The sequence below is a fragment of the Streptomyces sp. CRN 30 genome (assembly GCF_034105845.1).
In genome coordinates, this window is the sequence record NZ_JAVRHI010000364.1 from 1 (window position 1) to 12,427 (window position 12,427).

6 protein-coding genes are annotated in these 12,427 nt (G+C 73.5%); all 6 read left to right on the plus strand.

The annotated features are described in order from the left end of the window. Positions 1-189 precede the first annotated feature (189 nt). On the plus strand, positions 190-975 hold the full coding sequence (locus tag UW392_RS38525) for a FadR/GntR family transcriptional regulator (protein WP_320779898.1): 786 nt from the start codon (positions 190-192) through the stop codon (positions 973-975). 188 nt (positions 976-1,163) lie between these two features. After that, positions 1,164-2,492, plus strand: coding sequence for an extracellular solute-binding protein (locus UW392_RS38530; protein WP_320779899.1), 1,329 nt, complete (start codon positions 1,164-1,166; stop codon positions 2,490-2,492). Further along, positions 2,492-3,454, plus strand: coding sequence for a sugar ABC transporter permease (locus UW392_RS38535; protein ID WP_320779900.1), 963 nt, complete (start codon positions 2,492-2,494; stop codon positions 3,452-3,454). The genes UW392_RS38530 and UW392_RS38535 overlap by 1 nt, the downstream gene beginning before the upstream one ends. Further along, positions 3,451-4,311 (plus strand): carbohydrate ABC transporter permease, encoded by an 861-nt coding sequence (locus tag UW392_RS38540; protein ID WP_320779901.1) that lies wholly within the window; start codon positions 3,451-3,453, stop codon positions 4,309-4,311. The genes UW392_RS38535 and UW392_RS38540 overlap by 4 nt, the downstream gene beginning before the upstream one ends. 60 nt (positions 4,312-4,371) lie before the next feature. Continuing rightward, a complete protein-coding gene (gene manD / locus UW392_RS38545) occupies positions 4,372-5,586 on the plus strand; it encodes a D-mannonate dehydratase ManD (RefSeq protein ID WP_320779902.1) in 1,215 nt (404 codons plus the stop codon). Between the two features lie 302 nt (positions 5,587-5,888). Continuing rightward, positions 5,889-12,392 carry a type I polyketide synthase gene (locus tag UW392_RS38550; protein ID WP_320779903.1) on the plus strand — a complete coding sequence of 2,168 codons (6,504 nt, stop codon included), beginning with the start codon at positions 5,889-5,891 and terminating at the stop codon, positions 12,390-12,392. The last annotated feature ends 35 nt before the right edge of the window (positions 12,393-12,427 follow it).

Below are 12,427 nucleotides of genomic sequence, written 5' to 3' on the forward strand. Positions count from 1 at the left end.
CCCGGGGTGGCCGGCCGGCGGGACGCCGTGGCCGCGGGTCCGGTCGGCGGCCTCGGCGCGCCGGCGCTGTCCGTCGTGGCCCTCCTCCCGGGACTCGGCTGAGCGTCGTCCGGGTCCGCCGCCCGGAGACCCGTACCGGCGCCGACCTGGGCCGGGACGGCCCGCGGAGGCTGCGGATAGCATGCCGCTATGCAGTCCTCCGGTCGTTCCTCCACATCGCCCCGCCCCTCGCACGGCCCCGCTCACCGCGGGCTGCTGACGGAGCGCATCGCGCGGCGGCTGGAGCACGACATCCGGTCGGGGCAGATCCCCGTCGGGCAGAAGCTGCCCTCGGAGCGTGAACTGGCGGTGGAGTTCGAGGCCAGCCGCGGAGTGGTCCGCGAGGTGCTGCGGCGCCTGGAGGCGCAGCACCTGATCGAGGTGGCGCCGGGGCGGGGATCGTTCGTGCGGGAGCAGACCTCCGGGCAGGCCAGGGGGTACGACGCCCTGTACCGGGCGGGACGCCCGACGGTGCGTCAGCTGATCGAGGCCCGCATCCCGATGGAGACCGAGATGGTGCGCCTGGCCGCGCTGCGCGCCACGGACGAGGACATCGCGGAGCTGCGGGCCGCGCGGGACGCCCTGGAGGGGGCGAGCGACGTGGTCGACAAGGCGCGGGCCGACCTCGCCTTCCATGACGCCATCGCGGTGGCCAGCAAGAACCCGGTGCTGCGCATCATGCTGTCGTCGATCGGCGGGATGATGTTCGAGCTGATGCTCCGCTCGAACTCCGATCCGTCGATCGGCGAGCCCGGGGTCCCCCACCACCCGGAGATCTTCGAGGCGATCGAGGCGCGCGACGCGGAGCTGGCCGCCGCGCGGATGCGGGAGCACCTGATGCTCGGCCTGCGCACCTACGGCCCCGACCTGGACGTCCAGGTGGACCTCATGGCCCGCAACCACATCGAGGCCCTCCTGGAGCAGCGCCAGGCGTAGGCGGTCCCGTCGGCCCTCCACCTCGTCGAACGTGTCAAGAGTGCCTGGCCTGCGTGAATCTCCCGCCGGTCAGGGGTGTTGCGCGGATGTCCGGCTCTGTTACGGTCACCTCGACCCAACTGGTCCTACCAGTTGGACCAGATGGTTCGAGAGTTACGCACGATCGGGCAGAGAGGCAAGGGACAACGATGTCCACACGCAGCCGGCTTCTGAGCCGCCGCTCCTTCGGCCGCCTGGCCGTCGCGGGAGCGGCAGGCATGGGCGGCACCATGGCGCTCGGCGCCTGTGGGCCGGGCGGGGGGAAGCCGACGTCCGGCACGCCCCTGCGCATCATGGCGATCAACCACGTCTGGTCGCAGGCCGTCAGGAAGCGCCTGGGCGAGTTCGAGGAGCTCGTCGGCCGCAAGGTCTCCATGACGCTGCTGACCGCGGACCAGCTCGCGAGCAGCTACAACGTCAAGCTCAACGCCTCCGGCACGGACGTGGACGTCATGATGGTGCGCGCCCTGCAGGAGCAGCTGCTGTTCGCGCACAACGACTGGCTCGTGGACCTGACCGACCGTGTCGAGGCGGACGGGGACTTCGCCTGGGACGACTTCCAGGAGGCCCCGCGGGAGGCGTCGGTCAGCGCGGGGAAGGTGCTGAGCGTCCCCGTGGTCACGGAACGCCCGGTGCTCTACTACCGCAAGGACCTCGCCGACGGCCTCGGGGGAGTGCCCCGCACCCTGGAGGCGCTCATGTCGGCGTCGATGGAGGCGGCCGACCGGGACCGTGGCAGGTTCGGGTTCGTGGGCCGCGGCCAGCGCAGCGGAGCGGTCTCGCAGTGGTCGAGCTTCCTCTACTCGCACGGCGGCGACTTCGTCGTGGACGGCGCCTCCGGCATCGGCAGCCGCGAGGCGATCGCCGCGTACGAGTACTACGGGCAACTGCTGGGCAGGACCGGGCCCCCGGGCGCGACCAACATGAGCCTGGAGCAGGCCATGCCGATCTTCGCGCAGGGCAAGGCGGCCTTCTACGTCGACGCCGACGCGATCTACAGCAGCTTCCTCGACCCCGAGGTGGCGACGGAACAGGTGCGCGAGACCGTCGGCTTCGCCCCCTTCCCGGCCGGCTCCGACGGCGCCCGGCCCCACAACATCCCCTCCTGGAGCCTGGGCATCAACAAGTTCTCCCTGCTGCGCGACGACGCCTGGCAGTTCATCCGGTGGGCGGCCGGTGTCACCCAGTCCAGACAGCTCCAGGCCGAGGGGATACCCGGCGCGAGGACCTCGGTGTGGGAGGACCCGGAGACGCTGAAGGCGTTCCCCGCCGAGCTGGCGCAGGCCATGCAGGTCAACGCCCGGCGGGGCATCGGCTACGACCGCCCCCGCGTCCTCCAGGTGGGCCGTGCCCGCGACATCATCGGCCGCCCCCTCGTCGCCGCCATCCTCGGTGAGTCGGTCCGCCCCGTGGCACGGGACGCGCACGCCGAGTTCGCCGACTTCCTCGTCCGCGACAACCGCCACCAGGAGTCCTGATGAGCGCCACCGGACTCGCCACCGCACCGGCCGACAACGAGCAGCGCGCCCCGCGCGGCCGCCTCCTGCAGCCTGCCCGTTCCTTCGAGCAGGCCAACCGCCGGCTGAAGTGGGCGATGCTCGCCCCCGCCCTGCTCTTCGTCGGCCTCATGATCGTCTTCCCGCTGGCCTTCACGGCCCAGCTGAGCGTGACCGACGCCTTCGGCGCGGTGAACGCGGGCAAGGAGTTCACCGGGCTGACCAACTTCACCGACGCCCTCGGTGACACCCGGCGCTTCTGGCCCGCCGTGGGCCGCACCGTCGTCTTCACCGTCGGCGCCGTCCTCCTGGAGACCGCGCTCGGGCTGGCCCTGGCGATGCTGCTGCGCAGGCCCTTCCGCGGCATGCGCTGGGTGCGCACCGTTCTGATCATCCCGCTGCTGGCCACCCCCGTGGCGATCGGCATCCTGTGGCTGCTGATCCTGGACCCGACCAACGGCATCGCCAACCACCTGCTGGAAGCGGTCGGCCTGCCTCGCCAGGAGTTCCTCGGCTCGGTGGGCCAGTCGCTGCCCACCCTGATGCTCATCGACGTCTGGCAGTGGACACCGATGATGACGCTGCTGCTGCTCGCCGGCCTGACCACCCTGCCGGAGGAGCCGGAGGAGGCGGCGCTCGTCGACGGGGCCGGCCCCTGGCAGCGCTTCCGGTACGTCACGCTGCCCATGCTCGCGCCCACCCTGGCCACCGCCCTCGTCCTGCGCGCGGTCGACGCGCTGAAGACCTTCGACCTCCTCTACGCGACCAAGGGGGCGGGCGGCGGCTCGGACTTCGAGGTCGAGACCCTCAACGTCTACGCCTACGGCCTCACCTTCGACTACCAGGAGTACGGCCTGGCCGCGGCCGTCCTGGTCCTGTTCACGCTGTTCATCATCGGTGTCGTCATCCTCATGCGCCGCCGGGGCGGAGGGAAGAACGCATGACCACCACGACCGTCCCCGCCCCCGCGTCCGCGACGGCCCGCGACCGGCGCCGCAAGGTCCGCTCGGCCGCCCGTGTGAGCGCCGTCGTCCTCGTCACCCTCGTCTTCGCGCTGCCCCTGGTGTGGATGTTCGCGGCCGCCTTCAAGACGAACGTCCAGGTGACCGACCCGTCCGTGGGCCTGTGGTTCACCCCCACCCTGGACAACTTCCGCTCCGTCTTCGAAGCCGGGCAGATCGTGCGCTCGATGGGCAACTCGCTGCTGGTCGGCGTGGTGTCCACGGTCCTGTCCGCGGTGATCGCCGTGCCCGCCGCCTGGGCCGTGGGCCGCTTCGCGATGCACCGCACGGCCTCCGTCATCCTCGTCGCCCGCATCGTCCCGGCGATCTCCCTGCTCGTGCCCTGGTACTACCTCTTCGCGCAGATGGGGCTCGTCGGCTCCTACACGGTGCTGGTCCTCAGCCACATGTTCGTCTCCGTGCCGCTCATCATGTGGATCATGATCAGTTTCTTCGCGGGCCTGCCGGTGGAACTGGAGGAGGCCGCCCAGGTCGACGGTCTCAGCGCGTTCGGCGCCTTCTGGCGCATCACGCTGCCGCTGGCCGCCCCCGGCACCGCGACGGCGTCCCTGCTGGCCTTCGTCTTCAGCTGGAACAACTTCATGTTCGCCCTGGTCTTCGCGGACGACGCCACCCAGACCGTCCCCGTCACCCTGTTCAACTTCATCTCCTACGCCAGCACCGACTGGGGCGGACTCATGGCCGCCACCACCCTGATCACCGTGCCCGTCGTCCTCGCCGCCCTGCTGGGCCAGAAGTACCTGATCGCCGGACTGACCTCCGGCGCCACCAAGGGCTGACCGGCCGAGGACCGGCAACGACTCCCGCCCCCCACACCTACCGCGAAAGAGCACACACGCATGAAGATCGTCGACGCGAAGGTCGTCGTCACCAGCCCCGGCCGCAACTTCGTCACGCTGAAGCTGACCACCGACGAGGGCCTGACGGGCCTGGGGGACGCCACGCTCAACGGCCGGGAACTGGCCGTGGTCAGCTATCTGACGGACCACATCGCCCCGCTGCTCGTCGGCCTGGACCCGCACCGCATCGAGGACACCTGGCAGTACCTCTACCGCGGTGCGTACTGGCGGCGCGGACCGGTCACCATGGCCGCGATCGCCGCCGTCGACACGGCCCTGTGGGACATCAAGGCCCAGGCCGCCGGCCTCCCCCTCTACCAGCTCCTCGGCGGCGCCAGCCGCACCCGCGTGCGCACCTACGGCCACGCCAACGGCAGCGACATACCCGAGCTGCTCGACTCGGTGCGCGCCCGCCTCGCCGAGGGCTACCAGGCCGTCCGCATCCAGTCCGGCATCCCCGGCCTCCGGGCCGTCTACGGCGTCCACACCACCGACGCCGACGGCTCCGCGATCCTCCACCAGCAGGCCCGCCCCCTGGTGGAGGACTGGGACACCGACGCCTACCTCCGCCACATGCCGGCGGTCTTCGAGGCCGTTCGCGCCGAGTTCGGCCCCGACCTGCCCCTCCTCCACGACGCCCACCACCGGCTCACCCCCGTCCAGGCCGCCCGCCTCGGCAAGGACCTGGAGCCCTACCGGCCCTTCTGGCTGGAGGACTGCACCCCCGCGGAGAACCAGGAGGCCCTGCGCCTGGTGCGCCGGCACACCACCACGCCCCTGGCCGTCGGCGAGGTCTTCAACACCGTCCACGACTACCAGACCCTCGTCACCGAGCAGCTGATCGACTACGTCCGGTCCGCCGTCACCCACTTCGGCGGCATCACCCCGCTGCGCAAGCTCTTCGACTTCGCCGCGCAGTACCAGATCAGGACCGCCATCCACGGCCCCGAGGACATCTCGCCCGTCGGCATGGCCGCCGCCGTCCACCTCGACCTGGCCGTCCACAACTTCGGCATCCAGGAGTACTCCGGCCACACCCCCCTCACCCACGAGGTCTTCCCGCACGCCTACACCTTCACCGACGGCCACCTCCACCCCGGCGAGGCCCCCGGACTCGGCGTCCGGCTCGACGAGGAGCTCGCCGCGGCCCACCCGTACGAGCCGGCCTACCTCCCCGTCAACCGCCTCCACGACGGCACTCTCCACGACTGGTAGGCCACGTCGGCGGCAAGGCTGGCGAAGTCCAGGGAGGGGCGGGGGAGTTGAAGGTGGGCACGCCGGGACGCACCGTAATCACGAAGATCGTGCAAGCGTCCGGCCGAACGGCTGATTCCGGTGTGTTGAGGCGTCCGCCCTCCTTCACGTGCTCCCGCCGGATGCCCGCGCTCCCTTGGCCCATGGCGGGACATATGCCGAAATAGTCTGTGCCTCGCACGGTCGAGCCGACGGCGCGGCGGAGAGCGTGCCGGCAACGGGTCCGCCCTCCCATCCCCCTCGTGGTGAAGGACGGACCGCCCATGCAAGCAGTGCCCGGCACCGAGACACCCGGAGCAGCCCACGACGAGCCGATCGCGGTGGTCGGAGCCGCCTGCCGGTTCCCCGGCCGGGCCGACTCCCTCACCGCGCTGTGGCGGCTGCTGCTGGCCCGCCGGGAGACGGCGCGCAAGGTGCCGGGGGAGCGGTGGGAGCAGGCGGAACTGGCCGGGCTCCCCGCCCCGGTGGCGGACCGGCTGCGGTACGGGTGCTTCCTGGACGAGGACGTCTACGCCTACGAGCCGGAGTTCTTCGGCATCAACGCACAGGAAGCGCCCTGGGTGGACCCGGAGCACCGCCTGCTGTCCGAGGTGGCCTGGGAGGCCGTCGAACACGCGGGCATCCCCGTTCAGCGGCTGTCCGGCACGCGGACGGGCATGTTCTTCGGGATCTACCAGAAGGACTACATGTTGCGGGTGCAGCGGCCGCTGGAAGAGGTCGACGCCTACGCGATGTACACCGGCTTCGACAGCGTCGGCCCCGGCCGCGTCGGCTTCATGCTGGACCTCAAGGGGCCGCAGGTCGTCCTGGAGAGCGCCTGCGCGTCCGGACTGGTCGCCGTGCACTCCGCCTGCCAGAGCCTGCGCACCGGCGAGTCGGACGTGGCGCTGGCCGGCGCCGCCATGCTGGCCCTGGGACCGGAGGGGGTCATCGCCCCCGCACTGTGGGGCGTCTTCTCGCCCACCGGCCGCTGCCACGCCTTCGACGCCGCCGCGGACGGCTACGTCCGCGGGGAGGGCTGCGGCGTGGTCGTGCTCAAGCGCCTGTCGGACGCGGTACGCGCCGGGGACCGGGTCCTGGCCGTGGTGCGCGGCACCGCGGTCAACCAGAACGGCCGGGGCACCCGGCTGAGCGCCCCCTCGGAGCCCGCGCAGATCGAGCTCTACCGCACGGCGCTGGAGCGCGCGGGCGTCGAGGCCGGTGACATCGGGATGGTGGAGGCGCACGGCCCGGGCACGGCGGTGGGCGATCCCATCGAGTTCGCGGCGGTGGCCGCGGTCTACGGCAAAGGGCGCGACCGGTGCGCGCTGGGCTCCGTGAAGACGAACATCGGCCACACCGAACCGGTGTCGGGCGTCGCGGGCCTGCTGAAGGCCATCGCGGCCCTGCGGCACGGCATGGTGCCGGCCAGCCTGCACTTCGACGAGTGGAATCCGCAGATCGATCCGAGCGGCACCCGGCTGTTCGTCCCCACCGACACGACCGAGTGGCCGGTGCGCGACGGCACCCGGCTGGCCGCGGTGTCCTCCTTCGGCATCAGCGGCACCAACGTCCACGTCGTCCTGGAACAGCCGCCCGCGCCGTCCCCCGCCCGGCGCACGTCCCGGCCGGTCCCGCCCGGCGACCGCGGTCCCTCCCGGGACGACGGCGCAGTGCTGCGCGCGTTCCCGCTGTCCGCGGGCACGCCCGTGGCGCTGCGGTCCGCGGCCGGCCGCCTGGCCCGGTGGCTGCGGGGCGAGGGGGCGCGGATCCCGCTCGACGACGTGGCGCACACACTGGCCGCCCGCCGGTCGCCCTCCCGGGAACGGGCCGCCGTGGTCGCCGCCGACCGGCCGGCGCTGGTGGCACGGCTGGAGGAGCTGGCGGCCGGGACAGCGACCGGCGCGGGGACGGCGACCGGCAGAGCGGTGCCGGACGCCGGACAGGGCGTGGTGTGGGTCTTCTCGGGGCACGGCTCGCAGTGGGCGGGCATGTGCCGTGAACTGCTCGACCGTGACCCGGAGTTCACCCGGGTCATCGACGAGCTGGAGCCGCTGGTCGCCGAGGAGTCCGGCTTCTCCCTGCGGGAGACCCTGAACCGCCCCGAGGTGGTGACCGGCTTCGACCGGGTACAGCCGGTGATCTTCGCCATCCAGCTGGGTCTCGCGGCGATGTGGCGGTCCCACGGCGTGACACCGGCGGCCGTGATCGGCCACTCCATGGGCGAGGTCGCCGCCGCGGTCGCCGCGGGAGCGCTCGGCGTACGGGACGGGGTGCGGGTCATCTGCCGCCGCTCCCGCCTCATCCTGCGGACCGCCGGCCGGGGCCTGATGGCCTCCGTCGCCCTGGGACGCGCCGAGGTCGAACGGCTGCTGGCGGAAGGTGAGGTACGGGGCGTGAGCGTCGCGGTCGTCGCGTCGCCGGAGAACACCGTCGTCGGCGGGGACGCCGACCGCATCCGCCGCCTCGCCGAGGAGTGGGACGCCCGCGGCGTGGTCATCCGCGTGATCGAGGTGGACGTCGCCTCGCACACCGCCCACATGGACCCCATCCTGCCCGACCTCGCCGAGGCGCTCGCCGAGGTCGCCGGCCGGACGCCGCACACCGCCTTCTACAGCACCGTCACCGACGGCCCGCGGGAGCCCGCCGCCTTCGACGCGTCCTACTGGTCGGACAACCTCCGCCGGGAGGTGCGCTTCGCCGACGCGGTGCGGGCCGCGGCCGAGGACGGGCACCGGCTGTTCGTGGAGATCGGCCCGCACCCGGTGCTGGTCCACCCGGTGCAGGCCACCCTCACCGCGCACGGCCACACCGACACCGCGGTGGTGCCCTCCCTGCTGCGCGACACCGACGACGCGCTGGCGTTCCACTCCCACGTGGCGGCGCTGCACTGCGCCGGCCACCCACTGGACTGGGCCGACCGCTACGGCGACGGCACCCTGGCCGACGTACCCCCGACCACCTGGGAACGCACGCGGTACGTCGTCGACCCCTCCCCGCTGCGGCAGGCGTCCGGCAGCCACTCCGCCCCGCTGTCGCACCCGCTCACCGGACCGCACACCGCGGACCCCGACGGCGAGGGCCGCCACCTGTGGCAGACGCGCCTCACCCCCACGACCCTGCCCTGGCTGGACGCGCACCGGGTCGACGACGTCGTCGTGGTGCCCGGCGCCGCCCTGTGCGAGATGGCCGCCGCAGCCGCGTCCGAGCTGTACGGCACCGGTCCGGAGCGCCTGCACCTCACCGGCATCGACCTGCAGCGGCTGCTGCTGCCGGCCGCCGACGGCACCACCGTCACCGCCACCGCCGAGGCCGTCGGCCCGGACACCGCCCACTGGAAGGTGTCCGGCACGACCCCCGACGGCACCGCCGTCCAGCACGCCCGGGCCGTCCTGCACCGCACACCCGAGGGCGAGGCCGCCCCCCGAGGCTGCGATCCCCGGCACCTGCTGACGGAGTTCCCGCACACCGTGGACGCGGCGGACGTCTACCGGCAGATGCGCGAGGAGCGCGGCGTGCACCACGGCCCGCCGTTCCTCGGCCTGCGGGGGCTGTACGCGGACGGGGCACCGGCCGACCGCGCGGGTGCCCGGCTCCTGGCCCGCCTCGCGGTGCCCGACGAGGGCCGGGCCGGCGCGCAGGCGCTCCACTGTCACCCCGTCGCCCTGGACACCTGCCTCCAGGCCGTCGCGGGCGCCGTCCTGCGCACCGGCACCGTGCCCGCCGGCGGCATCCTGCCCCGCGGCATCGAGTCGCTGCGGCTGTACGGGAAGGTCCCGCTGAGCGGCTACTGCCTGGTCACCCTCCGACTGGTGGACGGCGAGCGGTACCTGGCGGACTTCCGGCTGTGGACCGACGACGGTTGTGTGGCCGCCGACGCCACCGGGGTGGAGTTCCGCCACGTACCCGCGCAGAGCGCCGAGGAACGCTTCGCCCACCGGCTGCTGCGCACGGAGTGGGAGCCCGTCACCCTCCCGGCGCACCCGGTGCCGGACACGGCGCCCGGCACCGTACTCCTCGTGGCGGAAGCCGGGCGCGAGACGTACGCGACCGAGCTGCGCGAGGCCCTGGAGGAGCACGGCGCCACCGCGCACCTCCGCACGCCCGCCCCGGACAGCACCTCCGCGGACGGCACCGCCTCGGCGCTGCTCCCCGGAGCAGGGGAGGGGACACCGCGGGCCGTGGTGTACCTGCCGGCGGCCGGCACGGAAGCCGACGGCGCGGCACCCGACCTGCGCGCCTGCCGACAGGTCGCCCGCCTGACGGAGACGGCCCGCGTCCTCGCGCGGACCGCGGAGGGCGGGGCGGTACCCCGTCTGTGGACCGTCACCGGCACCGCCCAGCAGGTCACGGACGGGGACCGGCCGGACCTGGCCCAGGCCGGCCTGCGCGGACTCGTACGGGTCCTGAGCTACGAGCACCCCGAACTGCGCCCGAGCGTCCTGGACGTCGATCCGCGCACCCCCGTGGCGGCGGTCGCGGCGGAGCTGCTGTCCTGCCCCGCCGAACAGGACGAGATCGCCTACCGGGACGGCACCCGGCACCTGGCGCGCCTGCGCAACGCCCCCCTCGACGAGGCGGAGCGCCGCCGCACCACCGTCGACCACGCCCACGACCGGGTGGCCCTGCACCTCGCGCGCCCCGGCGACCTGGACTCCTTCGAGTGCGTCGCCCAGCCCCGCCGCCGGCCCAGGCCGGGCGAGGTCGAGGTCCGGCTCGGCGCCACCAGCGTCAACTTCATCAACGTGCTCCAGGCCATGGGCGTCTACCAGCGCTTCAACGCCGGCGAGGAGCCCGCGGACGTCAGCGCGTTCGACGGCGCGGGCGTCGTCACCGCCGTCGGCGACGGCGTGCGGGACGTGCGGGAGGGCGACCGCGTGGCCGCCATGTTCGTGGACGCGTCCCGGACCGCGGTCATGTCCTCCTTCGCATCCGTCCGGGCCGACTGCCTGCTGCCGGTGCCGGACGGGATGCGCACCGAGGACGCCGCGGCCCTGCCGTGCGCCTACGTGACCGCCTGGTACGCCCTGCGGCACCTGGCCCGGCTGCGGCGCGGGGAGCAGGTGCTCATCCACTCGGCGAGCGGCGGCACCGGCCTGGCCGCGCTGAACATCGCCCGCGCCCGCGGAGCGGAGGTCCTCGCCACCGCGGGCAGCGAGGACAAGCGGGCGTACCTGCGCGGCCTGGGCGTCGAGCACGTCATGGACTCCCGCACCCTGGACTTCGCCGACCAGGTGCGCGCCCTCACCGAGGGCCGCGGCGTGGACGTCGTCCTCAACTCCCTCACCGGCCCGGCGCAGTCGGCCGGTCTCGGCCTGCTGGCGCACCGGGGCCGCTTCGTCGAACTCGGCAAGCGGGACATCTACGCCAACACCCGCCTGGGGCTGCTGCCCTTCCGCCGCAACGTCACCTTCACCGGCGTCGACGTGCTGATGATGCTGCGGCAGGACCCGGAGCTGCTCGCGGAGGGCTACCGCGAACTGGGCGGCATGCTCGCCGACGGCACGCTGCCGCCGCTGCCCGTCACGGAGCACCCCGTCGCCGAGGCGTCGTCGGCGTTCCACACCATGGCCTCCGCCCGGCACACGGGCAAACTCGTGCTCACCTGGCCCGCCGCGGGCACCGGCCGCCTTCCCGTACTTCCCGAGGACGCCCCCGTCGTCAGGGCCGGCGCGAGCTACCTGGTCACGGGCGGACTCGGCGGACTGGGGCTCCTGGTCGCCCGGTGGCTGGCCGCACGCGGTGCCGCCGCCCTGGTGCTCACCTCACGCAGCGCCCCCACCCAGGCCGCCCGCAGCGCCCTCGACGCCCTCACCGACGAGTTCGGCACCCGCGTCGAGATCGTGAACGGGGACCTCGCGCAGCCGGGCGTCGCCGACCTCCTCGTACGGACCGCTTCGGACACCGGGCACCCCCTGCGCGGCGTCGTCCACGCCGCGGCCGTCGTCGAGGACGCCACCGTCGCGAACCTCACCCCGGCCCTCCTGGAGAAGGTCTGGCGCCCGAAGGCGACAGGGGCGCGGCTGCTCCACCACGCCGTGGACGGCCAGGACCTGGACTGGTTCGTCAGCTTCTCCTCCGCCGCCTCCCTGCTGGGCAACCCCGGACAGGGCGCCTACGCGGCCGCCAACGGCTGGCTGGACGAGTTCACCGCCTGGCGCCGGAGCCAGGGGCGGCCGGCCACCTGCGTCAACTGGGGACCCTGGGCGGAGGTCGGACGCGGCGTGACGATGGCGGACCGCGGCTACGCCATGATCACTCCCGCGGAGGGCATCGAAGCCCTGGAGCGCATCCTCGCCCACGACCGCGACCGCACCGCCTACACCCCCGTCGACCTGGCCCGGTGGCTGGAGTCCTACCCCGCCACCGGCCGCACCGCCTTCTTCGCCGAGCTGGCCGCCACGGCGGCGGACGCGGACCCCACCGGCGCCCGCAGTGCCCTGCTGCGGTCCCTGCAGGAGACCGACGGCCCCCAGCAGCGGCACCAGATCCTGCAGCCCCAGGTCGTCGACCACATCGCCGCCGTCCTGCGCCTGGACACCGACCGGTTCGACGCCGACACCTCCCTGGTCACGCTCGGGCTGGACTCGCTCATGGCCATCGCCCTGCGCAACCGCCTCCAGCGCGAACTGGCCCTGGACATCCCCACCACGGTCATGTGGACCCACCCGACGGCGTCCGCCCTCACCCGCTACCTGCTGACCCGCCTCCACCCCGGGCAGGACCGGGACCAGGCCCGCACCGGGACGGAACCCGCCGTCACCGCGCCGGCCGTACCGGGCGACTGACGACCGACCACCGACGACATGGTTCCGACCGTCCG